24 protein-coding genes and 1 pseudogene are annotated in these 23,427 nt (G+C 63.5%); 9 read left to right on the top strand and 16 right to left on the bottom strand.

Going from position 1 to position 23,427, the window contains the following annotated elements:
- Positions 1 to 365: 365 nt before the first annotated feature.
- On the top strand, positions 366 to 1,352 hold the full coding sequence (locus AC06DU_RS10950; protein WP_046342788.1) for an RluA family pseudouridine synthase: 987 nt from the start codon (positions 366 to 368) through the stop codon (positions 1,350 to 1,352).
- Between the two features lie 120 nt (positions 1,353 to 1,472).
- Here the strand turns inward: AC06DU_RS10950 and zupT are convergent, their stop codons facing one another.
- The 3 genes from zupT to AC06DU_RS10935 all read right to left on the bottom strand — a co-directional run bounded on the left by zupT (position 1,473) and on the right by AC06DU_RS10935 (position 3,338).
- Positions 1,473 to 2,291, bottom strand: coding sequence for a zinc transporter ZupT (gene zupT, locus AC06DU_RS10945; protein ID WP_016904561.1), 819 nt, complete (start codon positions 2,289 to 2,291; stop codon positions 1,473 to 1,475).
- Positions 2,292 to 2,562: 271 nt separating this feature from the next.
- On the bottom strand, positions 2,563 to 2,985 hold the full coding sequence (locus AC06DU_RS10940; RefSeq protein ID WP_039527161.1) for an energy transducer TonB: 423 nt from the start codon (positions 2,983 to 2,985) through the stop codon (positions 2,563 to 2,565).
- A complete protein-coding gene (locus AC06DU_RS10935; RefSeq protein ID WP_024938664.1) occupies positions 2,982 to 3,338 on the bottom strand; it encodes a 4a-hydroxytetrahydrobiopterin dehydratase in 357 nt (118 codons plus the stop codon). Before AC06DU_RS10935 ends, AC06DU_RS10940 begins: the two co-directional genes overlap by 4 nt.
- Before the next feature lie 89 nt (positions 3,339 to 3,427).
- On the opposite strand from AC06DU_RS10935, the gene AC06DU_RS10930 reads away from it, so the two are divergent.
- From AC06DU_RS10930 to AC06DU_RS10920, 3 genes and pseudogenes are all read left to right on the top strand, one after another.
- A complete protein-coding gene (locus tag AC06DU_RS10930) occupies positions 3,428 to 4,027 on the top strand; it encodes an NfuA family Fe-S biogenesis protein (protein ID WP_024938663.1) in 600 nt (199 codons plus the stop codon).
- Between the two features lie 13 nt (positions 4,028 to 4,040).
- Positions 4,041 to 5,837 (top strand): transmembrane repetitive protein, encoded by a 1,797-nt coding sequence (locus AC06DU_RS10925; protein ID WP_478204415.1) that lies wholly within the window; start codon positions 4,041 to 4,043, stop codon positions 5,835 to 5,837.
- An 81-nt stretch (positions 5,838 to 5,918) separates the two neighbouring features.
- Positions 5,919 to 6,369, top strand: a pseudogene (locus AC06DU_RS10920) (integrase core domain-containing protein); the annotation flags it as partial.
- Between the two features lie 95 nt (positions 6,370 to 6,464).
- Here AC06DU_RS10920 and AC06DU_RS10915 read toward each other — a convergent pair.
- Positions 6,465 to 6,956 (bottom strand): hypothetical protein, encoded by a 492-nt coding sequence (locus tag AC06DU_RS10915; RefSeq protein ID WP_478202432.1) that lies wholly within the window; start codon positions 6,954 to 6,956, stop codon positions 6,465 to 6,467.
- Positions 6,957 to 7,650: 694 nt separating this feature from the next.
- Between AC06DU_RS10915 and AC06DU_RS10910 the strand changes: the two genes are divergently transcribed.
- The gene (locus AC06DU_RS10910; protein WP_478204414.1) at positions 7,651 to 8,532 is read left to right on the top strand and encodes an RDD family protein; all 882 of its coding nucleotides are present in this window, start codon (positions 7,651 to 7,653) and stop codon (positions 8,530 to 8,532) included.
- Between the two features lie 284 nt (positions 8,533 to 8,816).
- Here the strand turns inward: AC06DU_RS10910 and AC06DU_RS10905 are convergent, their stop codons facing one another.
- From AC06DU_RS10905 to AC06DU_RS10885, 5 genes are all read right to left on the bottom strand, one after another.
- Entirely contained in the window at positions 8,817 to 9,620 is an 804-nt protein-coding gene (locus tag AC06DU_RS10905; protein ID WP_478202431.1) for an SDR family NAD(P)-dependent oxidoreductase, read from the bottom strand.
- A 43-nt stretch (positions 9,621 to 9,663) separates the two neighbouring features.
- Complete coding sequence (locus AC06DU_RS10900; protein WP_478202429.1) at positions 9,664 to 11,193, bottom strand: GMC family oxidoreductase; 1,530 nt, start codon at positions 11,191 to 11,193, stop codon at positions 9,664 to 9,666.
- Positions 11,190 to 12,548, bottom strand: coding sequence for an alpha/beta hydrolase (locus AC06DU_RS10895; RefSeq protein WP_478204412.1), 1,359 nt, complete (start codon positions 12,546 to 12,548; stop codon positions 11,190 to 11,192). The genes AC06DU_RS10900 and AC06DU_RS10895 overlap by 4 nt, the downstream gene beginning before the upstream one ends.
- 282 nt (positions 12,549 to 12,830) lie before the next feature.
- The gene (locus AC06DU_RS10890) at positions 12,831 to 13,475 is read right to left on the bottom strand and encodes a LuxR C-terminal-related transcriptional regulator (protein WP_065031359.1); all 645 of its coding nucleotides are present in this window, start codon (positions 13,473 to 13,475) and stop codon (positions 12,831 to 12,833) included.
- A complete protein-coding gene (locus AC06DU_RS10885) occupies positions 13,468 to 14,907 on the bottom strand; it encodes an ATP-binding protein (protein ID WP_478202427.1) in 1,440 nt (479 codons plus the stop codon). Before AC06DU_RS10885 ends, AC06DU_RS10890 begins: the two co-directional genes overlap by 8 nt.
- 216 nt (positions 14,908 to 15,123) lie before the next feature.
- Between AC06DU_RS10885 and AC06DU_RS10880 the strand changes: the two genes are divergently transcribed.
- Positions 15,124 to 15,426, top strand: a complete 303-nt coding sequence (locus AC06DU_RS10880) for a hypothetical protein (protein WP_478202426.1) — start codon at positions 15,124 to 15,126, stop codon at positions 15,424 to 15,426.
- 293 nt (positions 15,427 to 15,719) lie between these two features.
- Here the strand turns inward: AC06DU_RS10880 and AC06DU_RS10875 are convergent, their stop codons facing one another.
- Together AC06DU_RS10875 and AC06DU_RS10870 are read right to left on the bottom strand one after the other, a co-directional pair.
- Positions 15,720 to 16,481, bottom strand: coding sequence for an SseB family protein (locus tag AC06DU_RS10875; RefSeq protein WP_052759879.1), 762 nt, complete (start codon positions 16,479 to 16,481; stop codon positions 15,720 to 15,722).
- 2 nt (positions 16,482 to 16,483) lie between these two features.
- Positions 16,484 to 16,756: a BPSL0761 family protein gene (locus AC06DU_RS10870; protein ID WP_046935214.1), complete on the bottom strand. Its 273-nt coding sequence runs from the start codon at positions 16,754 to 16,756 to the stop codon at positions 16,484 to 16,486.
- 294 nt (positions 16,757 to 17,050) lie between these two features.
- On the opposite strand from AC06DU_RS10870, the gene AC06DU_RS10865 reads away from it, so the two are divergent.
- Positions 17,051 to 17,686 carry a YkgJ family cysteine cluster protein gene (locus AC06DU_RS10865; RefSeq protein ID WP_127170486.1) on the top strand — a complete coding sequence of 212 codons (636 nt, stop codon included), beginning with the start codon at positions 17,051 to 17,053 and terminating at the stop codon, positions 17,684 to 17,686.
- A gap of 68 nt (positions 17,687 to 17,754) precedes the next feature.
- On the opposite strand, the gene AC06DU_RS10860 is transcribed toward AC06DU_RS10865, so the two are convergent.
- The 5 genes from AC06DU_RS10860 to AC06DU_RS10840 all read right to left on the bottom strand — a co-directional run bounded on the left by AC06DU_RS10860 (position 17,755) and on the right by AC06DU_RS10840 (position 22,301).
- Positions 17,755 to 18,147, bottom strand: coding sequence for a tautomerase family protein (locus AC06DU_RS10860; RefSeq protein WP_046935215.1), 393 nt, complete (start codon positions 18,145 to 18,147; stop codon positions 17,755 to 17,757).
- A gap of 26 nt (positions 18,148 to 18,173) precedes the next feature.
- Positions 18,174 to 19,175, bottom strand: a complete 1,002-nt coding sequence (locus AC06DU_RS10855) for a zinc-dependent alcohol dehydrogenase family protein (RefSeq protein WP_046935269.1) — start codon at positions 19,173 to 19,175, stop codon at positions 18,174 to 18,176.
- A 73-nt stretch (positions 19,176 to 19,248) separates the two neighbouring features.
- Positions 19,249 to 19,383, bottom strand: coding sequence for a hypothetical protein (locus AC06DU_RS10850; protein ID WP_255419551.1), 135 nt, complete (start codon positions 19,381 to 19,383; stop codon positions 19,249 to 19,251).
- A gap of 123 nt (positions 19,384 to 19,506) precedes the next feature.
- Entirely contained in the window at positions 19,507 to 19,974 is a 468-nt protein-coding gene (cueR, locus tag AC06DU_RS10845; RefSeq protein ID WP_080952949.1) for a Cu(I)-responsive transcriptional regulator, read from the bottom strand.
- Positions 19,974 to 22,301 (bottom strand): heavy metal translocating P-type ATPase, encoded by a 2,328-nt coding sequence (locus tag AC06DU_RS10840; RefSeq protein ID WP_478202424.1) that lies wholly within the window; start codon positions 22,299 to 22,301, stop codon positions 19,974 to 19,976. The genes cueR and AC06DU_RS10840 overlap by 1 nt, the downstream gene beginning before the upstream one ends.
- A gap of 275 nt (positions 22,302 to 22,576) precedes the next feature.
- Between AC06DU_RS10840 and AC06DU_RS10835 the strand changes: the two genes are divergently transcribed.
- On the top strand, positions 22,577 to 22,837 hold the full coding sequence (locus tag AC06DU_RS10835; protein WP_046935270.1) for a heavy-metal-associated domain-containing protein: 261 nt from the start codon (positions 22,577 to 22,579) through the stop codon (positions 22,835 to 22,837).
- 137 nt (positions 22,838 to 22,974) lie between these two features.
- Entirely contained in the window at positions 22,975 to 23,370 is a 396-nt protein-coding gene (locus AC06DU_RS10830) for a hypothetical protein (protein WP_046932609.1), read from the top strand.
- Positions 23,371 to 23,427 lie beyond the last annotated feature (57 nt).

The following is a 23,427-nucleotide window of genomic DNA, read 5'->3' as shown; positions in this document are numbered from 1 at the left end:
CGTGACGTTTCGCCTCTGGAACAGCTTGTCGGCCCTTCGCGCAACGCGCGGACAGGCCTGACCAGGGTTTCCAGCGCTGCAACACCACGGCAGGCCGCGGGAGCGCTTGTCTTAAGTTTTATAGGTGTTTCAGGGCCGGCAGCCGCGTCCGGACGAACCGGGGCAGCGCACGGGACATGTTCAGCGCGACGGTCAAAAACCGCCGGCGATGGCCGGGCAGGCCGGTGAGCCGCTAACATGGCCGCCCCGGGGGCGGTGGTCGCGCACTGTGCCGGAATCATCGGAAGGCAGGCTTCTGGCCAATCAACTTCCAACGAAATCAAACCCTTATCTCGCTCGCCGAGTGTAACAGAATAAAGAGCCGGATGACCGACCCCCAGACCCCCAAGCCGCCCACCGACCGTGTGGGCGTGCGCATTCTCAAAGTTCCGGAAGACCGTGCTGGGCAGCGGCTGGACAATTTCCTGCTCGGCCAGCTCAAGGGCGCGCCACGCAGCCTGATCTACAAGCTGGTGCGCAGCGGCCAGGTGCGCGTGAATGGCGGGCGGGCCAAGGCCGAGCGCAAGCTCGAGGGTGGCGAGGAAGTGCGGATCCCGCCGGTGCGCGTGACCGAGGAGGGCGACAAGGCGGCGCCACCGGCGTCGTTCCTGGCGCGGCTGGAAGCGGCCATCGTGTTCGAGGACGCACGGCTGCTGGCGCTCAACAAGCCCTCCGGGGTCGCCAGCCATGGCGGCAGCGGGATCAGCTTCGGCGCCATCGAAACCCTGCGCGCCCTGCGGCCGAATCAGACCCTGGAACTGGTGCACCGGCTCGATCGCGATACCTCCGGCCTGCTGATCGTGGCGAAGAAGCGTTCGGCGCTGACCGAGCTGCAGGCTTTGATGCGCGAGGACGACCGTGTCGAAGGGCGCGGCATCACCAAGCGCTATCTGACCTTGCTGGTCGGCCGCATGCCCGACGGGGTGATGACGGTCGATGCGCCGCTGCACATCGGGCTGCGCCAGGGCGGCGAGCGGCATGTGCAGGTCAATGCGATCGGCAAGCCCTCGCTGAGCCACTTCAAGCTGCTGGAGCGACGCGGCGGGCACTCCTATTGCGAAGTCCGTATCGAAACCGGCCGCACCCACCAGATCCGCGTGCACGCCCAGCACCTGGGGCACCCGGTGGCCGGCGACGACAAGTACGGCGAAGCGGAGGTCAACAAGCGCCTGCGCGACCAGCTCGGCCTGAAGCGCCTGTTCCTGCACGCCGCTTCGTTGGAATTTGCGCTGGATGCCGGCAAGACGCCCTATGTGTTGAGCGCGCCGCTGGCGCCGGAACTGGCCGAGGCATTAGACCGGCTGGGGCGCTGAGGCCGCAGTTGCGCCGCAGCGTCGCTGACATCCCGGTCGTGGCCGCCAGCGCGTCGCCGACGTGTCCTGGCGGTCGAGCCGATGGTCGTGCCGGCACTGCGGCTGCGGTTCGGCCGGGCGTTAAGGCGTGGCGAAGCGGAACAACACCAGGCTGATCGCCAGTGTGCCCATGCCGGCCACCAGGCCGTAGACCGTCTCGTGGCCCTGCGCGTAGCGCTTGGCCGCCGGCAACAATTCGTCCAGCGCCAGGAACACCATCACCCCGGAAATCAGGCCGAAGACCGTGCCGAACACCGCTTCTGACAGCACGCTGGACAAGGCCAGATAGCCGATGCCGGCGCCGATCGGCTCGGCCAGTCCGCTGAGCAGGCTGGCGCCAAAGGCGTAGAACTTGTTGCGGGTGGCGAAGTACACCGGCACCGCAATGGCGATGCCCTCGGGAATGTTGTGGATGGCGATGGCGAACGCGAGCGGCATGCCGACCGCGGGGCTTTCCAGTGTGGCGAAGAAGGTCGCCAGGCCTTCTGGGAAATTGTGCGCGGTGATGGCGATGGCGGTCATCAAGCCGACCCGGCGGATATAGGCACGGTTATCGTCGCGGAACAGCGGATCATCGCTGGACAGACTCTGGTGCGGGTTGGGCACCAGGCGGTCGATCACCATGATCAGCAGCATGCCGGCCAGAAACGCCAGCGTGCCGAAGGTGAAGCCGAGCTTGTCGTTGTAGGCGTTGGAGAACGAGGCGATCGACTTGTTGAGAATCTCCGACAGCGACACATACACCATCGCGCCGCCGGCAAATGCCAGCCCGAACGCCAGCAGGCGCGGGTTGGGCTTCTTGGAGAACACGACCATCAGGCTGCCGAGTCCGGTCGCCAGGCCAGCGGCCAGCGTGACCGCAAACGCGGTCCAGACATTGTGGGATGACACTTCGAGCATGTGACGCACGACCTCGTGGAATAGAACGTACTCGGCGGGGAGCGTGGCGACTGCTGCTGCGCACTTTGCGCATGGCCACACTGCGGCTGCAGGATGGCCATGCCTGGATGACGAAGGCGTGGTGTCTGGCGCGATAACCCTGACGCGTGCACGCTGGCATGAGGCGCGCACCGTGGGTAGCTGGAGCTGATGCAGGCCGTTCGCCGTGCTCAGCCTTGCGTGTTGCGGGCCGGCGCGGCCGCGCTTCTGCGCGCACTACATCAAAGGCGGCTTAGCCGCCTCGACGCGCACGCTCTTCGATGGCGAAGCATTCGTCCGGGCGCGGCACCGGCGGCTTGAACGCGACCGGCACCTGGATCGTCTGCGGCACTGCCTGGCCATTGCGCGTGGCGGCCCGGAATTTCCACTCGCGCACACGTTTTTGTGCGGCTTCGTCCAGCACCGGCTGACCGCTGCTTTGCGATACCGAGACGTCGGTCGGGGTGCCTTCGACACCGACCACGACCCGGAGCACGGAGGTGCCGCCGATGCCGGCACAGGCCAGCTGCGGCGAGTATTCCGGCGGCGGGGTCTTCAAGGCGGCCAGTTCGGTCGGTGCCACCGCCGGTGCGGTGGGCTGCTGCGACGACTTGCCACACCCGCTGATGCCGACGGCAAGGAACAGGCCGGCGAGGGCGGCGCGAGACAGGGTCATGGGGTGGCTCCTTGATCGTAAAGCTGGGCGGCCTTGGCCGCACAGATGAAGTCGTTTTCGCTCAAGCCGCCCACGTCGTGGGTGGAATAGCGCACCACCACGCGGTCGTAATGCACGCCCAGGTCGGGGTGGTGGTCCTCGCGGTGGGCAATCCAGGCCAGCGCGTTGACGAAGGCTAGCGTGCGGTAATAGTCGGCAAAGCGGAATGTGCGGGTAATCGCCGTGCCCACTTCGGCCAGCTCCCAGCCCGGCACCTGCGGCAGCAGTTCAGCCAGACGCGCTTCGCCAAGCTTGTGGTCGCTGCCCTTGCGCGGCAGGCAATGGGCCTGTTCCAGGGGAATCAGATCGGTCATGACAGTCTCGCAGGGGTGGCGGACAGCGCGTTCACTCAGGATCACGGTGTTCCATGAGCGCAGGCGCATTGGGCGGTAGAATAACCCGCATGATCCAGATATCCGACAAAGCCCAAACCTATTTCCGCAAGCTCATCGAACGCGAGGGCGTGCCCGGCATGGGCGTGCGCCTGAGCGCAGTGGATGCGGGCACCCCGCGCGCCGACGCCCGGCTGGAGTTCGCCGAACCGGCGGACCTGAGCGGCGACGAATGGGCGATCGACTGCGACGGCTTCACCTTATATATCGTCGCCGCCAGCGTGCCCTGGGTGGATGGCGCCGAGATCGACTACGTCACCCAGTCCACCGGCAACCAGCAGCTCACCATCAAGGCACCCAAGATCAAGGGCGAAGCGCCGGCCGAGTCCGCATCGATGGTGGAGCGCGTGCGCTGGGTGGTGGAGAACGAGATCAATCCGCAGCTGGCATCGCATGGCGGCCGCGTGGCGGTGCAGGAGGTCTCGGCAGAGGGTGTCGTGCTGCTGCGCTTCGGCGGCGGTTGCCACGGCTGCGGCATGGCCGATGTGACCTTGAAGCAGGGCATCGAGAAAACCCTGATGGGGCGCGTGCCCGGCGTGATTGCGGTGCGCGACGCGACCGACCACGCCACCGGCGACGCGCCGTATATCCCGCGCGACAGCGCGGCCTGATTCCCCGCCACCGGTGACCACGGCCGCCGATCTGCTGCAGGCACTGCGCGCGCGCATGCCGGGCAAGCTCATCCTGGATCGGCGCACCGGCCTGCCTTACGGCTGGGCAACCTGGATGAGCAGTCGCATCGGGCCGGCGGCTGCGTTCGACGATGACCAGGTGATGGGCGTGCTGCTGGCACGGCCAGCGCCGCCTGCAGGTGCTGGCGTGGCGTTGTTGTCGCCGTTCCAGGCATTTCGCAGCCTGTGGTGGCAGCACTGGGAGCCGCGACCGAAAGACCAGCGACCACAGCACTGGCTGGCGCTGCTCGGCAGCCTGTTGATCCATCTTGGCTTCATCGCACTGCTCATTTGGGTCGTCACGGTGCGCTGGGCGCCGGATGACACCCAGACCGGCGACGAATCACGGGTGCGCATGACCTTCATCGGCGACGGTGCGGCAGAGCAGGGCGGTGGGCAAGGGCAGCCCGCTGACGCTGCGCAGGCCGCCTCGGGCGATGCGGCTTCGGCGTCACAATCCAGTGCATCCGCTGCGACCGGCAGGCCAAGCGCAGCGCCGTTGGCGCCTGCGCCTGTCGAGTCCGTCGACCCTCCTTCAAGCACAGCCCAGGCCCAGGACATCGCGCCGGAACCGGTGGCTGCCGCTGCCAGCGAACCGATAGCGCCGGAGGTGCCACGCGTGACCGTACCGGTGCCGCCGGTGACGATCGAATCGCCGCTACAGGTCACCGAAACACCGGTGGCCACGAACGACTTTGTCGTGCCGCCACCGCCGACGATCACGGTGGCGCCGCGTCCGGTCGCGCCGGCCGCACCGCAGATCGAGGTGCGTCAGCGCGATATCCAGACCGTGACCGAGCAGCCGCAGCTGCGCGAATTGCAGCGTCCCGCCGCGACCGTCGCGATGCGCACTGCCAACGCACCGACGGTGCGCGAGCGGGAAGTCGTCGTGCCGGACCGGCCCCAGGTCGTTGCGCCATCGGTGCGCAGCCGCGAGATCACACCGACGGTGCGCATGCCTGAGGTGGCCATTCGAACGGCCGAATTGCCAAGCGTGCCGGACCCGACGCCCCAGCCGGCACCGGCCGCGCCATCCCAGCAGACGCCGGCGACTCCAGCGCCGACATCGTCGACGTCGGTAGCTGCAGCAACCCAGCCATCGGCGGCCTCCACGCAGCCCAATCAGGCACAGGCGAATTCGGCGCGATCGGCGCAACCCAGCAGCACCACGGCGGCAGCCGCATCCTCAGCCAAGCCGGCGACCAGCAATGCCGGCCCGGCGCCAGCAGACCGCAGCGGCGGCTGGGATGTCGCGGCCAACGCGGACGACTGGAGCAAATCCGACCATCGTCGCGCCGGCGAAACCACAGGCGCCAATGGAGCACGCAACGGCATGTTCAACGCAGACGGCAGCGTTCACGTCGCCGCCGGAGCCGGCGATGCCGGCAACGGCGCCGGTGATCGCGGACCGCCGGGCAGCGAAACCGATACCTGGACCCGCGACCAGATCGCCCAGGGCGGCACCTGGCTCAAACGTCCGCCGTACGGCTACACGCCGACCTCGCTGGACAAGTACTGGATGCCGAACCAGTCGCTGCTGCAGGAATGGGTGCGGCGCGGCCTGAAGAAGATCGAAATCCCGATCCCGGGCACGACCACCAAGATCAGTTGCGTGGTGTCGTTGCTGCAGTTCGGCGGCGGCTGCGGCCTGAGCGACCCGAACCTCAACGATCAACCGGCAACAGCCAGACCGCCGCCGGATGTGCCGTTCAAGCGGGAGCTGCAGGAAGACAATGGGGCTGTGAGGTAGCCGGCCACTGAGTTGGATCTGACATAATATACATTATGCGAAATACAGGATGGGTCACACGGCACCTCAACCGGCAGCTCACGCCCCAATACCGAATGGCCGATCGACTTCATGTCCGATGCGTAGTGGGATCGTCGACGCTTCCGCATGTTCAATGTCATCGACGATTTCAGTCTGGAAGCCTTCGATCGAAGTAGACCACAGTCTTGCAGCGGCCCGCATCATCTTGACAGGGCTACCCCGTCAAACTTCTTAGCTTTGGCCGAGTGGGCCGAGTGTAAAGGCATCGCATTGGATTTCACTGAGCCGGGACGTCCGATGCAAAATGGTTTTATCGAACGCTTCAACGGCAGCTAAAGACGCGGCGTGTTGGACATGCACATCTTCCGCACGCTGAGCGAGGTTCGCGAACAGACCGAATATTGGCTCGCCAATGCAATCAACAAATTCCGCACGACAGCCTGGGCGGGCTAACGCCCGTCAGTTCCGTAATTAACATTAACCGCAGGCCTCTAGTTTTGGCTGGCACTGAATTGCGTGGAGTCGACAACAGATCACCCGCCGACTCGTAACCTTTGGGGCTGCGCGTTTCCTTGGATTCGGGACTCAAGCAATTTTCGTAGCGCCTCAATTCTCCCAAAGCCTCTTTTGCGTCACGCGCCAATGCCCCTCCTGTTTCCTAAGGAACACATCTCCATTTTTACCAGTTGGCACAAGATGAAATTGAACGAACGCTGCATCCGAATCAGAATATATTTTTTCGACAAGAATAAATTCGCGCGGACGTACGTAATTTGGCTCGATTGATCTAATTATCCGCACATTCCCCTGTGTGCGCTTACATTTATCAACACTTCTCGGCGCTGCATCCCACAAGAATACCAACTCAGAGCCGGTGAAATATCCCGAGTCATAAGCAGCTATCTCTGAATTTTTGCTCATGGCAACCAGTACTTCCATTTTTTCGACGTCGCAAGATTTACTGGGCGAATAACTTCCGTCTACCTGTGTGCCACTCTTTGAGCAGGCGGCCAAGCTTGCAAGAAAACTGGCTGCCATAATAAATATTCTTAATTTTTTAGCGAATTGGAATCGGCCTTCCATATAAATAATTTCCATATAAATCACCCTCCTGCCCGTTGAATTTATTACCGTTGAAAAAAGCCTCGTAAAAATGCACAAGTTCATGTTCAACAGTGGCGTCAAAATCCTTCAAAAATTTAGCACTCCGATCACCGGATTCATATTTTTCGAAATACGCCTCATTGGCTGGGATTTGGATAGCCTTTGCAATCCAAAGGTTACGTTCGCGCCGTGTGAGAGGCCCGCACTGATCAAAATCAGTGTCCCTCCTCAATTGCAGGTATCCGCAATGGTCGCATGCGATGGTGCAGCGTCCAGGCATCCATATGTATTCAAAAATTGAGTCCCAGCTTCGAGCAACTCGTCTCACAGCGTGAGAATTTTTTATCCGACGACCCTACTCGATGCGGTCTAGCCTCCCTATGTACGCCCCATAATCGATCCTTTGCTCTATCCACGATAACGCTCCCTAATCGATAGCCACATTTCCCCAAGCTGTCCTCCCCAGCCATGCCCGTTGTCGACCAGAAACTGAGATTTTATCTGCCACCAAATTGCCGCGAATCCCCGGGTAAAGCCGCCGACTCGTGGTCTCCTTGACCGCAGCATGGCATCATCCCGCCCGGGAGAACACCTGACGGGGAACTACATGGAAGTTGATACTGCGCCTGGCGCGGCGGGTTTTTGGCGGCGGTCTGCTGCGTTCTTGGTCGATTGCCTCGTGCTTGGCATGGCTGGCGCGTTGGCTGGCTGGGCGTTGCTGGATGTGTTCGTGCGGATGGGCGGTTATGGGCGTTTGTTCGGATTCTTCGTTGCACTGACTTACTTCGGGGTCATGAACAGCGCGCTTTGCAAGGGGCAGACCCTGGGCAAGCGCCTGCTGGGCGTGCGCGTCGCTGGCAGGGACGATGCCCTGTTGGCACTTCCGCGATCGCTGCTGCGTTACTCGGTATTGGGTGTCCCGTTCTTCCTCAACGGCGCACAGTTCGATCGCGATGTGTTGCTCTCGCCGCTGCAGTATGTGTTGACGCTGCTGATCTTCGGCGGGACGCTCTCGATCCTTTATCTGTATCTGTTCAATCGCCGCGGTCGCCGGTCGTTGCACGACCTTGCGGTGGGAAGCACGGTGGTGACCGCGCAGACACCGCTCGCCGCGGTAAGGCCGATGCCGGTGTGGCGTGTGCACTTGGTGGTGGTCGCTGTGTTGATGATCGCAGCCGCAGCAGTCCCGGCGTTTACCGGGCAACTTGCGCAGAGCGACTACTTCAAGGACTTGCTGGCGGCCCATGAAGCCGTCAGTGCCGAGCCGGGCGTGCAGTCCGCGCGCGTCGTGCACAACACGGTGTTCGGCACGCCGAATGTCGAATCTGTGGTTGTGCAGGTCAACCTGTCCGAACGGCGCATCGACGACAAAGCGTTGGCGGAGCACATTGCCAAGGTCGTCCTCGCCAACGACAAGAAGGCGGCCGCTATGTCGGCGATCCACGTCGCCCTGGTCTATGGCTATGACCTGGGCATCGCATCGTCCTGGCGCTCGATGGGGTATCAGTTCGCGCCGAAAGCGTTGGCGGCAGCCGGTAACAGCGATGCAGCAGCGAGAAGCAGAAAGTAGCGTCTCCTACCCTGCCGAAGACAATGCCTGCGATACGGCGTGAGAGGGGTATCGAGATGCTTTGAGCGGCCGCGCGCCGCCGGTGGTAGCCCAGCATGCAGGCTACGCGTCGCCGTGAACGTGGGCGCCCCACTCCGCTGAAACGAGCTGGTTTTCCGAGCAACGTGGCTGCAGTATTCCTACAGCCGATTACACATGCGCCCACTTACCGGCACCTGGTAACGCGCGCAGAGAAAGGACGCGGCAGCTTATGTAGCTCACCGCATCTCGGAACGACGCCCGCCTCAACCCGCGATGGTAAAGACCGATCCCGAATCCACCCGGATCCCGGCGCCGTTGATGAAGCTGGCGCGCTCGGAGCACAGGAAGGCAACCGCCGAGGCCACTTCTTCCGGGCGGCCACGTCGCTTGAGCACCATGCCGGGACGCTCTTCGTCCAGGAACGATTCGATCGCCTGCTCGAACGTGGTTCCGTTTTCGCTGGCGCGCTTTTGCATCATCTTGTCGGTCATCGGGGTTGCGATGAAGGCGGGCGACACCGTATTGACCAGCACGTTGTCCGGTCCGTAGGCCTTGGACAGGCCCTTGGCCAGGCTGAGGATTCCTGCCTTCGATGCGCAGTAGGCCAGCTCGTCCACGTAAGGCTGCACGGCGTCTTCCGAGGCGAACAGCACGATCCGTCCCCATTGATTGCGGCGCATCGCGGGGATGGCCTGGCGGCACATGCGCACTGCGCCCATCAGGTTGATGTCCAGCGTTTCGAGCCAGCCGGCATCACTGACCTCGAGGAAATCGCCGGTTGCGCCGGTGACGCCTGCTGCGTTGATGTAGATGTCGGGGTCGCCCAGTTGTTCACGCACCTGCGTCCAGATGGCGGCGACGTCCTGCTCGCGCGTGACGTCGCCCTCGATGGCGATGATCTGCCCCAGGCCCGACAGCTCGGCCACTGCCTGGTTGAGCGTACCGTCCGGAAGATCGGTGATCGCCACGCGCACGCCGGCTTCGAGCAGCTGCCGCGCAGTCTCCTTGCCCATTCCCGAGTCGCCGCCACTGATGAGGGCGATCCGATTGTTGATTCCGAGATCCATGCTGAACTCCTGGTGGTAGAGAGAGGTGGTGGTAGGCACGCAACTAGCGGGCGAGAAAACGCTCCGCCGTGCGCAGGCCAAGTGCCATCTGCGTCAGCGCGGGATTGGCTGCCAGCGCACTTGGAAAAATCGAGTTGTCGCAGATGTAGAGGTTGGCGATATCGAATGCGCGGCCGTCCGGGTCGACCACGGCCTGCTCCGGATCGATGCCCATGCGGCAGGTACCCAGCGTGTGTGCGGAGCGGGCGGCGGCGAAGATGCGTTGGGCACCGGCCGCCTCCCAGATTGCGTGCAGCGATGTGCGGGCGTGGGCATCGATCGCGCGTTCATTGGGTCCGTAGCTGAAGTCGATACGCGCCTTGCGCTGGCCGAAGGCATCGCACTCGTCGGACAGGCTTAGCCGGTTGGCATCTTGCGGCAGGCATTCGCCATTGATTCCGATGCCGGCCAGGCGGTTGTAGCGCGCCATGGTCGAGACGAGCTCCCTCCCCCACAGGCCTGCGCCACGTGCGAGGGTGTTGGCCAGGGTGATCGGCTGCACGCCCAGGCTCTGCACCAGATAGCCGCCGATGAAATCGGCATTGGTCGGGCGCAGCATGTCCTCGGTGATCAGCGACGAGGGGTAGCCACGGTTCATGCGCATGTCCGCATCGAACTCCCCCCACACCTGGGTGGCCACATGTGCCATGAAATTGCGCCCGACTTGACCGCTGGAGTTGGCCAGCCCCAGGTTGAGCAGCAAGCGCGGTGTTTCCACGCCGCCAGCGCACAGGAACAGGTCTGCGCAACGCTGGCGCCGTTCGCGTCCGTCCTGCTGGTAGACCACCGCGCTGACCATGCCACGGGCGTCGCGCTCGATGTCGATGACCCGGCAACCGGGTCGCAATTGGGCACCGTGCGCGCGCGCCAGCGGCAGCCAGGTGGTATCGACGCTCACCTTGGCGCCATTGCTGCAACCTTGATGACAGGCGCCGCAGTTGTTGCAGGCCGCGCGCATGCCGTAGTGCGGCTGCGCATGCGCCCTGGTCACCAACGCGGCAGGCGCGTCGGTGGCGGTGATGCCGAGCGTTCGGCAACCGCGCTCCATCGCGTTGGCCGACGCATTGCGCTGCGGCGGCGCATAGGCGTAGCTGCGCTCGGGATCCCACGGATAGTGCGCCGGCCCGGAGACGCCGATGAACTCCTCCACGCGGCGGATATAGGACAGCAGCTCTTCATGCGCGATCGGCCAGTCCATGCTGCGCTGCCCGGTGTGCGTCGACAGACTCAGATCGCGCTTGTCCGGACGCGGGCAGAAGGCGCCCCAGTGCAGGGTCGAACCACCCAGGCCCGAACCGGAATTGTTGGCGCCGAATGCGGTGGGCGTCTGCCCGCCGCTCAGGCGCTCCTCCATCCAGTAGATGCCGGTGGTCAGCTCATCGGGCAGATGGGAGGCGGGGCTGAAGGCCGCACCCGCCTCCAGCACCACCACCGACAGACCTGCCTGTGCAAGCCGTGCGGCCAGCGGGCCGCCGCCTGCTCCGCTGCCTACCACCACCACATCGACCGCAGCGTCGTGGATGCCCCGGCTCATCGCAGGCCTTCGGCGGGAAGCTGCCAGGCTTCCTGCCGGTCGGCTGCAGTGTGCTGATAGCCCAGGCTGTCGATACCGACACCGCCAACCGCAAAGCCGTCGTATCCCAATGCGGCCATCGTGGCGGGAAGGCTGACCCAGGTCCGCACGGCTTCGGCGCGCACATCCTCGAACCAGTGCGCCAGCTGCGCTGCATCCAGCCCATGTGCCGAGGAATCGCCAGCCGTCGCGCGCGACACCCCGCGCAGCCAATGGTCCTGGGTTTCCGCAGGCAGGCCAGCGAAGCCGTTGCTCAGCGCGTCGAGCGTGTCGAGCCCCAGCGGCATCGCCAGCCGATCGGGTGGCAACGCGGCATGGCGCCAACCATCTCCTGCGCCTTCGGCAAGCTGGACGTCGATCCGCCGTGCAATCGCGCGCGCATCGCTTTCCCCATCCAATACGCGCGCAACGACTGCGCCGAGTATCTCCAGTTGATGCTGGCTCAGCACGCCTTGCGCATCTGCGGGTGGGCCAGCGTGCCGGCTGAGCAGCAGCTTGCGCATGCGCGGGGCAACCCGGTCTGCATTGAGCAGCCTGACGAAGTCATCGGGCAGGCACGTGTCCATGCTGCGCTCCACATGCGCTGCAATCAGCTGCGCCAGGTGTTGCGGTTGTTCGTAGGGGATCAGGTGGGCGGCATCGGCCACGACGGCAAGACGCGCAGCGTGATAATGCGGCGCGTTCAACGTGCTTTGCGCGGCTTCGCCGAGGTCGCCATCCTCGCTGCCGGCGAGGATCAAGGCGGGCACGTGCATGCAGCCGGCCTGCGCGCTGCAGTCCTCACGACTGGCGTATGAGAGCCAGGCGATCCATGCTTTTGCACTGGTTCGCAGCACATCGTTTACAGCCGCGTCCCTCACAGGTGCAGGCAACCTCCCCGCACAGTTGTCGTCGATGAACTGCTCGGCCTCTTGCCGGGTGGGATGGCCCTTTTCGAACCAGGCCAGCATGGTCTGCCGGCGTGACTCCTCCATCGGCTCGGGCGCCGGCGGCGACGCCGCGACCAGGATCACGCCGGCCAGGCCGGCAAGCCCGGCTACGCCCTCGCGTGCCGGCGCCGCTGCCAGGGTGGCGATCTTTCCGCCCATGCTGTGTCCGATCACAAACCAGCAGGTCGGTTGCCGCCGGATCACCTCTTCGACAAACCAGGTAACCAGTGCGGCGGTGTCGACATGCTGCAGCGGCGGCGCGTCTCCAAAGCCGGGAATATCGAGCGCCACACAGTCGAAACGCGCCTCCAGTCGCTGGATCACGCCAGACCACTCGTTGCTGCTGGACCCAAGGGCGTGCAGGAAGAACAGCGTCGGCTTCGCCATGTAACACCTCTCTCCATCAGGCGCGCATGATGACCGGCGCTTTGTCCATGCCTCGTGCAGATGAGTCCGACATTGTGTGATGACGTGAGGCTCGTCGCTTGTCCGGAAACACCACCCATCGCATCCCGATCGGCATGCCTGCAAGGCGGCAGATCAGCGTCACACATGCGGCCTTGTCGCACGCCCTATCTGTCAGCGTGCCGTTGCAACTGCATCGGGTTCAACGGATAAGCGTGTGCACCTGCATCGCTGGCCCGATGTCTTTCAAAGGAACAAGACGCCTCACACCAGGTCGCGATAATCCTGCAGGATCACCATCACCAACTGGCTGCGCGAGCGCACGTCGAGCTTGTTGAACAGCTGCTGGAAGGTGGCCTTGATCGCGCTTTCCGAACTGCCGAGCTGGCGTGCGATCAACTTGTTGGACTGCCCGCGCAGCAGGCCACGCAGTACTTCGCGCTCACGGTCGGTAAAACTGGGCCGGCTTTCCTGGGTGCCCTGGGCGACCAGCGATTGCAGATAACGCTGGTCGATCAGCACACGGCCCATCGCCACCGCATGGATGCTGTCGATCAGTTCATCGGTGGAGACATCCTTGCGGCAGATACCGGACACGCCGAGCCGGATCAAGGCCAGTGCGTCGCGCTCGGGCAGGCCGGCGGTGACGACCAGCGTGGCCGGACGGCGCGCCTGCTCGGCCTGGCGCCGCATGTAGTCCAGCGCGTTGTACTCGCCCATGTCGTAGTCGAGGATGACCACGTCCGGCATCAGCGAGGCGATCTGTACGATGGCCTGCGCCAATGCGCCGGACTGCCCGACCACCTCGAAACGGGCGTCGGCACCGAGCAGGCGCAGCAGGCCCTCGCGGAACAGCGTGTGGTCGTCCAGCAGATAGAGGCGCACCGGTGCCCGCCGCGACTCATCCATCCAGCGCCTCCGCATATGCTGCGTGCGCCAGCGGCAGATGCAGCTCGAAACAGGCGCCTTCGCCGCCAGGCGCGTAACGCAGCAGACCGCCCTGGTTGGCCATCAGCGCACGCGAGATGTACAGCCCCAGCCCGGAGCCATCGCTGTCGCTGCGGAACGGCTGGAACAGGCGGCCCGGCTCGGCGATGCCGGGCCCGGTGTCGCGCACGCTCAGCACCGCGCGCTCCTGCTCCAGGCGCGCACTGACGATCAACTGGCGGCGTTGCGGTGGCAGCGCCTGCACCGCCCGCAGCGAATTGCGCGCCAGATTGAGCAGCACCTGCAGCAATGCATGGCGGTCGCCGTGCACTGAGGGGAAGTCGGCCGCGATCTGGATCATCAGTTGGCCATCGACGTCCTCCCAGTCCGAACGGATGATCACATCCAGCTCGCTGCACAGCGTCTGCAGCCGCGTTTCATGCGCGTCGTCGGGCAGCTGCCGACGCAGGTTGAAGGACGCCAGCTCCATCAATGCCGCCACCAGGCTACGCAACGCGGCCAGATCCGGATCTGCGCCAATGGCCGGATGCCGCGCCAGGTTGGAGGTGACCACGCCCGCCGCCGAACACAGGTTGCGGATCTCGTGCGACACCGCGCCGGCCAGCAGGCGATTGTTCTTCAGCACATCGTCGAAGTGCGCCGATTCGCGCGCGCGCACTTCCTCGCTGGTGTCCACCAGGATCGCGGCCAGGTGACGCTCGGCGCTGTCTTCGTAGACCGAGAACCAGGTGGTGGCCGGGAAGCGGGTACCGTCGCTGCGGCAGCCCCAGGTGCTGGCGGAGGTGCGCATGCCATCCAGGTTGGCGCTCATGCTCAGCGCATCGTCCAGCAGCGGCAGGAACTCGCGCACCGCGCGGCCTTCCAGCCCGCTCTCCTCGGCCATGTCCAGGATCTCGTGCGCGGCGCGGTTGGCCGCCACGATGCGGCCGTCGCCGGCCACGGTCAGCAAGGCCGCCGGGCTGCTCTCGGCAAGCAGCCGCAATTGCCGCTCCAGCCGCCGGCGCAGCCGCTGTTCGGCGCGCAGCTGCACGTAATGGGCCAGGATCACCCGGCGGGTGCGGCTGATTTCAGCCACGAGCAACCCGCAGCCGGCATAGGCAACCGTCGCCATGAAAAAGCGCAGTGCCTGTTCGACCGGGGTTTCGTCGGTGACGAACAGGCCGCGCAGCACCGCACAGGCAATCGCCGCGATGACGATGTCGCGCCGCGATAGCACCGTGGCCGCCAGCACCACCGGCAGGATGTACAGCAGCCCCAGCGATACGCCCAGGTGCGAGTACCACTCCGCCCACACCAGAGAGGCCAGCATCGCCAGCGACGCCCATAGCGTCGGGCCGCGATTGAGCTTGACCACCTGTCCGCGCCACTTGAATGGCAGTCTCAGTCTGTCCATTGGCTACCCATGCACCTGCGCTGCAATGCCGCTCCTCTGTTGCGGTGGTTGATGCCACAGCATCGTGGCCAGGGCTGCGGATTTCACCTATCGAAAGATAGGCCGGCCGCATCGTTCGGACGGTGCGCGCACTGTCCAACGCTGGCGCAAGGATGGCAGACACGACCGTGGAGGCTGGGTGTAATGCATCCACCCCACGTCGATGTTGCCTCTCCCATGATCACCCGCGATACGTTTCCGTTGCGACGCATCTGGCCCAAGACCTACAAGCGCCTGCTGGTGTTGCTGGCGTTCGACTGCGCCGTGGCCGTGCTCTACACCTTCTTCGGCTGGCAGTGGCTGTCGATCGAAGCCTTGCCGCTGGCCCAGCTCGGCTCGGCGCTCACCATCTTCCTGGCGTTCCGCGCCAATGGAGGGTCGGCAGGGATTCGTGAGAAAAACAGCCGAATCGGCTCTAACACCATGATTCAACGAGGAAACACCCCTCGACGTCAGGCAGTTCGTGGATTACAGAACTAGGCTTGATCGAACCAGAAACCGTGTGACACAGGCATTCCTGGAGTACTGCTCAGGCACGCGTGCCCTTCTTGAATATTGGATTCAAGAGTTTCCACGCTCCTGACCCAACGAAAACACTCAAGAAGGCTCCGACCGTCGCCTGATCCATTGCAGCAGTTCCTCGTGCGGGATCGTACGTCCAGCGTCGACGTCGGCCAAACCCTTGCGCGTTCGCCGATCTTTCTCTTCCTCGGTCAATTCCGGAAGGAGTGCTAGTAGCTTGTCTTCAGGGCTCATAGGCCGATGAGCCGCGCTCAAGTTGACTTGATTCTCGTGAATATGGGCAGGATCTGGGGATCATCCATGCCCGCCGGCAAAGGCTGCGATACGTCGTGGACCGCCAAGTCGATGATGACGTCCAAATTTGAGCATAAGGGCTGTATGGCGGTGGTCACCAGACGAGCGGCCCGCTCGGCGAAAGCCAGGTCGACCACCAGCCAGATCAACAGACCGGGAGGCTGTTCGACGCCTCCTGACGAGTGAGTTTCCAGGAGATAAGCCGACGAGACGAAGTCGGCGTGCTCAAGGCTGGCGCTGATGGCCGGAGCGAGCCAAGCCGGTGCCGCCGGGGCAGGTCTTACCGCGAACTCAGCCGGCGACAGCCGTTCTACCCTGGCCAGAAAGCCCGTATCCAACAATGTCGCAACCTCTTCCGGGTACAGGACAACGCCGCCGTCGTTGGGATTGAGCATCAACGTCGCGCCGCGAGTACCGGTTAGCAGCTCACGGCCTGAAACTCCCAGAATTCTGACAGCAGCCGAGCTGGCCGCCTGCGCCTTGTCGAGCGAGGTAAAGAAAGGGATCGCGTCGAAACCGTCAGGATGGCGGAACTGGACTAGCCGCAGTGTCCGCGCGTCGTCCGAGACGGGCGCATGCACGTACACGATCGCATCCATCAGTCGCTTGAAGAATGCGCGTTCCTCGGCTGCGCTGTCGCGGGCCCGTTCAAAGGAAGCCTCCAGCGCTGCCTCCGCAGACGTAGTCCCTCTTCCACGCGGCCTGCTCGGTTGCTTCATGGTCAGATGCGATGAGGGCCAAGCGGGTATCCGGAGAACCAGTCCGCCTCGATCTCGGTGCTCAAGTAGGGTCGTACGAAGGCCGACTGGGTCAGCGCTCGCAGCCGCTCTTCGTGCTCAGCAATCGCCTCAATGTCGCTGACCGTTGGATAGTGCCGCAGCAGTCGGTATGCCTCTTGCCGCACCTCTTTGGGCACGGCTTGGCTGGCGGCTAGCTGCCTGAGGAACGCGCCTGCCTGCAGCACATTGCGGGTGCGCTCAGATGGCATCGTCATGGCATCAAGAATGACTAAAACTAAGGAATGCTTAGCTTATCGCGTCTGTGGCCAGCCAGCGCACGGCGCAGTTACGGATCTTGCGAATTCCAACTTAAACTAATATAATCAATAACTTACTTCGCATAACGTCGCTTATGTAAAACCGCGGCGTGGCCGGTGCGGTGAGCCTGGCGTCTGAATGGCTGCGTCCTCGATTGGTGTCTTGCTCGCGTTGCGGCTAGCCCGCACCGGCCGCTCCAGCCCTGATAGCCTTCACCTCCGCGAGCATGATGTACGCAGGCTTGGTAGGTCTTGAGCATCAACGCGGCACACTTGGGGGCACCGATGACGCAGCAAACGGATGACTCAGAGCGCGATCCTACTCAGGCCAAGAAGAATGCCCAGGCGAATTTCGATCGAATGCTTACTGGCATTCCGATGGAAATCCAAGACAGAGAAGCCAGCTTGGCCAGTCGGCTGGCCGCCTTGCCTGGAAGTCCGATAAAAAAGCTGCGCACCTTGCACAAGGAAATGGAGATCCTGTCAGCGGCGATGGCTCCTTATGTCGCATGCAGTGCGGGCTGCTCGGCATGTTGCCACTACCCGGTGCACCTTTATCCCGTTGAGGCCGAGCTTATTGAGAAGCGCTCCTCGCATTCTCGGTTGCCGAAGCCGCTTCCTAGTGCCGACTTCCATGGTTCGCCCTGCCCCTTCCTTATCCAGGAACAATGCTCGATTTACGAGGACCGTCCAATGGTCTGCCGCCAGCATGTTGCGTTGACCAACACGGCGTACTGGTGCGATCCGGCCAGATCGGATGAAATCACTTTGCCGATGGCCCATCTCTCCAAAGTTCAAGAAGCTTTTCATGAGCTCGTAGCAAAGGATGGCCGCACGACCCCCATGGACATCAGACAGATCTTTTCAGTACCCGGCGAAAGCTCCTAGGTATGGAAGTTCCTGAGAACTTGTCTGGACAGTGCCCTTTCAAGCGAGATATGCGCGTAACGGGAATGTCAGGACTGATGGAGCCGCGCTTCTTGTGTCCGCCCACCGTAGCCATAGGCCGAGGCGCGCGCATCGTGGACATGGACATAGCTTGTCGGGTGCACGGGGCCTAACAGGCGCTCAAAGCAAGCGAATACCTCGGCAAGATACTCTGCCTTCTCTGCTTTGGTGTTGGTCTCATCCGTCACGATGATCTCCAGCGAGAAGCTTGAGACGCCAATCTCGCTCAGCGTCTTTCCTCCGATCAGCCAATCTTCAGGCCGGACATACGTGATGATTGTCGCGATCAGGTCCGCCTTCTTTCCTAAAATCCGGCTGGTCAGATCGCTTACCAGGGCAGATATCTCCGCGGTCACCGCCGGAGAACTAGATGCAGAGACTTTGATGTTGATCAGAGGCATGAAGGGGCTCGTGTTAAGCCGAGAGGCTAGTTGATGGCGATGACCACTTTGCCGATGGGCCTTCCATGTTCCATGCGCGCAAACGCGTCAGCAGCTTTAGCGAAAGGAAAGATGGTGTCGATAACTGGCACGATGGCGTGCTCGTCGATGAAGCGGATAAGCGCTTGGGTCATTTTCTTGGAACCCACTACCACTCCGGTGAGCGACTTTCCGCCGATCAGTGAGAATGGATCGATGCTCAATGCAAATCCGCCAGCGACGCCACCGATGGTCACGACTTGGCCGCCGGGGCGCAGACTTCGCAGCGAGCGAGCAATCGTGCCGGCGCCACCGATGTCCATCACCAGATCTACGCCGCCGGTCGTGCGGAGCACCGTTTCGTCCCAGTTGGGATCGGTGTTGTAGTTGATGGCAGCTTGTGCCCCCAATGCCACCATGTGCTCGATGCCCTCCTCCCTCCCAGAGAGCACCGTGACGCGCAAGCCGGCTGCCAACGCCAACTGGACCGCCCATGTAGACACGCCGCCGGTGCCCTGAATCAGCACATGAGCACCGTCGGGCAACGCACCCAGCTCAAACAACGCGTGCCAGGCCGTGACCCCTGCGCACGCGATCGTAGAAGCTTGCTCCCATGACAGAGTGCGTGGCGCGTGCACCAATGCGCTTTGGTCGACCACCAAATGTGTCGTCAGCACACCGTCGATGTTGCCACCCAGCGACAGGGACAGCGTTTGGTCACTGGGAGATCCATCAATCCACAGCGGGAAGAAGATGGGAAGTGCGGCATCACCGATAGAGAAGTCGGTGACTGCAGGACCGACAGCTACTACTTGTCCGGCGGCGTCCGACAGTGGGATCCGGGCTTCACCGGCACCCATCTGACCGTGAGCAACGAGTAAGTCACGGTAGTTGAGCGAGGCGGCCTTGACGGCCAGTAACACCTGGTTCTCACCCAAGGACGAGGGCGGAACCTCGATTCTGTGGAGACTTTGTGGACCCTGTCCACGGGTGACACGGTAGGCGTGCATGAGGCTCATTCGGCGAGTCAGGTGATAGGGGGCGATCGAGATGACGCAAGGGCACAACGCATCTTTAGCGCTACTAATGATGAATGTGGGCCGGATAGCCGATCGCGCTGAGTGCTTGCTTTATCAGCTCAAGCGGACGGCGGGTTTCGAGGCTGATACGGCGTTGGTCCAGCATGAACTGCGCCCGCATCGAAGGATCTACGCTCATCAACGCACGTCGAATGGGTGCCACACATGCGCTGCAAACCATGGCCGGGATATGTAGTCGATGCATGCGTTGCTGCTCCAACCAGCAGGGATAGCCAGCGTCAGGCTTCCTACTGTGGGAACGTCAATGCCCGTTCGTCGGACTCGCCAAATCGTCCAGAATCGGACATTCCGGACGGTTGTCGCCATGGCATCGACTGGCCAGATCGCGCAGCGTTCGCTGCATGGCCTGCATCTCGGTAATCTTGACCTGCAGATCGTCGATGTGGCCCTGGGCCAGTTTCTTGACCTGGGCGCTGGCTCGCCGGTCATCGCTCCACAAGCCCAAGAGCGACTGGATCTGTTTGATGGAGAATCCCAGGTTGCGGGCACGACGAATAAACCGAAGCCTGTGCACATCGGCATCGGTGTAAAGGCGATAGCCAGCAAAGGTGCGACTGGCCGGAGGGATCAGATCGATCCCTTCATAGTGGCGAATCATCTTGGCGCTGACCTCGCTGAGCGCGGCGGCCTCGCCGATGTTATGCAATCCGGCTTCGCGCGCATCGGCCAGTTCGGGCCGCAGTACCTTGGAACTGCGTCTGGTTGCCATCATGCCTCTCCCACATCGATCTTGGTTGGCTGCCAACGGCGCAACAGCAGCGTGTTGGCAATCACGCTCACACTGGACAAGGCCATCGCTGCGCCGGCGATGACCGGATCAAGCAAGCCCAGGGCCGCCAGAGGGATCCCGACCACGTTGTAACCGAAAGCCCAGAACAGGTTCTGATGGATCTTGCGGGTCGTGCGGCGGGAAATGTCGATGGCATCGGCGATCAGGCCCGGCTCAGCGCGCATTAGGGTAACTCCAGCGGCATGCATCGCCACATCGGTACCGGTTCCCATGGCCACCCCCAGGTTGGCGGCAGCCAGTGCTGGCGCATCGTTGACCCCGTCGCCGACCATGGCCACCGGTGCCGACTGAGCCAATTCTGCGACCAAGGCAGCCTTCTGCTCAGGCAATACATTGGCGCGCACCTCGTGGATGCCTAGTACCTTGGCCACCGAGGCGGCCGCGCCGGGGTTGTCGCCAGAAATCATGACGGTGCGTAGACCCAGCGTGTGCAGCCGTTGCACAGCTGCGGCTGCACCCAGACGCGGCGGATCCTCAAAGGCCAGAATGCCGAGCAACTGCGGATGATCGGTGCCCTGCTCTGCCAGCCAGGACACCGTGTGGCCGGTCTGGCTGAGTAGGTCGGCCCGGGTCTGCAATGCCGTGAGCGCCACGCCATGCTCAAGCATCATGCGGGTGCTGCCCAGCAACAGGTTCCTGCCATCCACCGTGCCGGTGATGCCGCGGCCAGGCACCGCCTGCACGTCGCGTGCGAGCGGAATGGCGCGCTGGCCCATCACGCTCAGTACGGCCTTGGCCAAGGGATGCTCGCTGCCTTGCTGCAGGGCCGCCGCCAACGGCAACAGATCGGCCGCGTGGCCACGGGTGGCAATTTCTTCGGCCAGTACCGGACGTCCTTGGGTCAACGTGCCTGTTTTGTCGAAGGCCACCACCTTGACGGTACGTGCCACTTCCAGCGCCTCGGCATCCTTGACCAGAATGCCCGCTCGGGCAGCCACGCCGGTGCCAGCCATGATCGCCGTTGGGGTCGCCAACCCCAGCGCACACGGGCATGCGATCACCAGCACCGCTACCGCGCTCAGGATCGCCTGGTTCCAATCTCCCGTTCCCAGACCCCAGCCGAGCAGCGTGAGCAAAGCCAGGCCAATCACCACCGGCACGAAGATTGCGCTCACCCGATCCACGGTTCGCTGGATAGGTGCCTTCTTGGCCTGTGCATCCTCCACGAGGCGAATGATCCGAGACAAGGCGGTCTCGGCGCCGATGGCCAGTGTGCGCACCAGGATGCGGCCTTCGCCATTGATGGCCCCACCGGTAACGCGATCGCCCTCCCCGCGCGCCACGGGCATGGACTCTCCCGTGATCAGGGACTCATCCACGTGCGTGCGGCCCTCCGCGATCACGCCATCCACAGGGATGCGCTCGCCTGGCCGCACACTGACGATGTCCGAAACGGCAACCTCGTGAATGGCAACCTCGCGCTCTTGCCCGTCCTGATACACGCGTGCGGTGGCTGGCCGCAGTGCTTGCAAGGCCCGGATCGCTTGCGTGGTTTGTTGCTTGGCGCGGGCCTCTAACCACTTGCCCAGCAGGATCAGGGTAATGATGACCGCCGAGGTCTCGAAGTACAGCGGGGCATCGCCGTGGTGTCCGGCATCATTGAACAAGTGATAGACACTCAGTCCATAACCGGCACTGGTCCCCAAAGCGACCAGCAGATCCATGTTGCCCGTGCCGGCGCGCAGGGCGTGCCATCCGGCGCGATAAAAGCGCGCACCGATCCAGAACTGCACCGGCGTTGCGAGCAAAAACTGCAGCCAGCCCGGTAGCATCCAGTGCTGACCTGCGACCCATCCCAGCATCGGGACGACCAATGGCAGGGACAGGGCTGCAGCGATCAGCAGTTTGAGGGTGTCACCACTGAGCGCCTGGCGCGCCGGCGCTGTATCGGCGTTGCCTGCCGGGGTCTGCGGTTCGATCGCGCGGTAGCCCGCTGCGCTGACCGCGGCAACCAGGGATGCGACCTCCACCAGTGACGTGGTCGTTATGCGCGCGCGCTCGGTGGCCAGATTGACCGACACCTCCATTACGCCCGGCACAGCGCGCAGCGCACGCTCTACCCGTGCCACACAGGAAGCGCAGGTCATCCCTTCGATGATCAGATCCCGCTCCTGGCTGGCAACCTCATAACCGGCCTGCTTCACCGCAGCGATCAAGGCGGGCAACGCGGCCGCCGGTGCGGTTACCTCGGCCACTTCGGTTGCCAGATTGATCGACGCATCACTCACGCCGGCAACGGAGCGCAAGCTGCGCTCTACCCGGCCAACACACGAGGCGCATGTCATGCCGGCGACACTGAAGCGATGGGTGTCCGCAGGCGCCGGCCGCGGCGAGGTGAGCGTTATGTCCATGGAGTAAGGGCCAGTAGGAGCGAGCAGGTAGCCTGGGCCTTCCCATGATGGGAAGGTCAACAGCGCACGGCGGACCAGCACTTAACTGGCCTGCCGTTTGACCTTCCCACCGTGGGAAGGCTCATCGTGACGCTGTCGGCAAACCGCCGATGCTTTTTGGAGGGTTGTCCATGAATCTCGTTGTTGAAGGTATGACCTGTGGTCACTGTGTCCGGACGGTCACCCAAGCCATTCAGGCCGTTGACCCCCACGCCCAGGTGGACGTCGATCTGGGCAGCGGCGTGGTCAAGATCGTGGGCCTGCTTGCCGTAGAACAGGCGGTGGAGGCCATCCAGCGGCAAGGCTATGTCATCGCCGCCGTGCTCCCTTCCGAGGCCGATACGCCGGCCGCCCCGGCCGCATCCTCTTGCTGCGGCGGATGCCACCGCTGAGGCCGTGGGAGGGCTTGATCCTGATCAATGCCAGTCGGCCCCAAGAGGGCTAGACTGGCCATCATGAGAGCTCGCACGTCCCCTGCCCTGATCCGCCCAGCGTCCGCAGGCGCTGCTTCGGGCGTGCGGGAGCTGTCATGGTGAAGCTGCTCAGGCGATGGCGGCGTCCCCGTCCTCGTGCCCGACTGGCATGGCTGGGATTGTGGGCGCTTCTTTTGCAGCAGCTGGCGCTGGTGGCCTACGCCTGTCCGCTGGAATCGGTGGAAGCCGGACAGGCGACTCTGATGGCCGGTTGCGAAGAGATGTCTGCGCCGGATCCCGATGCTCCGGCGTTGTGCGACCAGCATTGCCAGCGCGATCACATCGCCACGGCCGATGCGAAGGCCCCTCAAGTGCCTTACCAGCCGGCGCTGGCCGCCTTCGCGCTGGTACAGGCTCTGTTGCCACCGGTACACGCGCAGTTCTATCGGGACGTTCCGGTGTGCGTGTCCGATCCGCCTCCCCTGCAGCGCTTCTGTAGCCTGCTGATTTAAGCCCCCCTCCTGGATTGACCCGTGCTCGTGCTGCATGCGTTGCAGCGCGCTCGTTGT

The organism is Xanthomonas sp. NCPPB 3200 (assembly GCF_056393585.1).
This window is presented reverse-complemented; position numbering and strand designations above follow the sequence as displayed.

Bases quoted from the DNA above. Each gene is read 5' to 3' on its own strand.
- AC06DU_RS10950 (WP_046342788.1), top strand. From the start codon at position 366: ATGACCGACCCCCAGACCCCCAAGCCGCCCACCGACCGTGTGGGCGTG.
- zupT (WP_016904561.1), bottom strand. From the start codon at position 2,291: ATGCTCGAAGTGTCATCCCACAATGTCTGGACCGCGTTTGCGGTCACG.
- AC06DU_RS10940 (WP_039527161.1), bottom strand. From the start codon at position 2,985: ATGACCCTGTCTCGCGCCGCCCTCGCCGGCCTGTTCCTTGCCGTCGGC.
- AC06DU_RS10935 (WP_024938664.1), bottom strand. From the start codon at position 3,338: ATGACCGATCTGATTCCCCTGGAACAGGCCCATTGCCTGCCGCGCAAG.
- AC06DU_RS10930 (WP_024938663.1), top strand. From the start codon at position 3,428: ATGATCCAGATATCCGACAAAGCCCAAACCTATTTCCGCAAGCTCATC.
- AC06DU_RS10915 (WP_478202432.1), bottom strand. From the start codon at position 6,956: ATGGAAATTATTTATATGGAAGGCCGATTCCAATTCGCTAAAAAATTA.
- AC06DU_RS10910 (WP_478204414.1), top strand. From the start codon at position 7,651: ATGGCTGGCGCGTTGGCTGGCTGGGCGTTGCTGGATGTGTTCGTGCGG.
- AC06DU_RS10905 (WP_478202431.1), bottom strand. From the start codon at position 9,620: ATGGATCTCGGAATCAACAATCGGATCGCCCTCATCAGTGGCGGCGAC.
- AC06DU_RS10900 (WP_478202429.1), bottom strand. From the start codon at position 11,193: ATGAGCCGGGGCATCCACGACGCTGCGGTCGATGTGGTGGTGGTAGGC.
- AC06DU_RS10895 (WP_478204412.1), bottom strand. From the start codon at position 12,548: ATGGCGAAGCCGACGCTGTTCTTCCTGCACGCCCTTGGGTCCAGCAGC.
- AC06DU_RS10890 (WP_065031359.1), bottom strand. From the start codon at position 13,475: ATGGATGAGTCGCGGCGGGCACCGGTGCGCCTCTATCTGCTGGACGAC.
- AC06DU_RS10885 (WP_478202427.1), bottom strand. From the start codon at position 14,907: ATGGACAGACTGAGACTGCCATTCAAGTGGCGCGGACAGGTGGTCAAG.
- AC06DU_RS10880 (WP_478202426.1), top strand. From the start codon at position 15,124: ATGATCACCCGCGATACGTTTCCGTTGCGACGCATCTGGCCCAAGACC.
- AC06DU_RS10875 (WP_052759879.1), bottom strand. From the start codon at position 16,481: ATGAAGCAACCGAGCAGGCCGCGTGGAAGAGGGACTACGTCTGCGGAG.
- AC06DU_RS10870 (WP_046935214.1), bottom strand. From the start codon at position 16,756: ATGACGATGCCATCTGAGCGCACCCGCAATGTGCTGCAGGCAGGCGCG.
- AC06DU_RS10860 (WP_046935215.1), bottom strand. From the start codon at position 18,147: ATGCCTCTGATCAACATCAAAGTCTCTGCATCTAGTTCTCCGGCGGTG.
- AC06DU_RS10855 (WP_046935269.1), bottom strand. From the start codon at position 19,175: ATGCACGCCTACCGTGTCACCCGTGGACAGGGTCCACAAAGTCTCCAC.
- AC06DU_RS10850 (WP_255419551.1), bottom strand. From the start codon at position 19,383: ATGAGCGTAGATCCTTCGATGCGGGCGCAGTTCATGCTGGACCAACGC.
- cueR (WP_080952949.1), bottom strand. From the start codon at position 19,974: ATGGCAACCAGACGCAGTTCCAAGGTACTGCGGCCCGAACTGGCCGAT.
- AC06DU_RS10835 (WP_046935270.1), top strand. From the start codon at position 22,577: ATGAATCTCGTTGTTGAAGGTATGACCTGTGGTCACTGTGTCCGGACG.
- AC06DU_RS10830 (WP_046932609.1), top strand. From the start codon at position 22,975: ATGGTGAAGCTGCTCAGGCGATGGCGGCGTCCCCGTCCTCGTGCCCGA.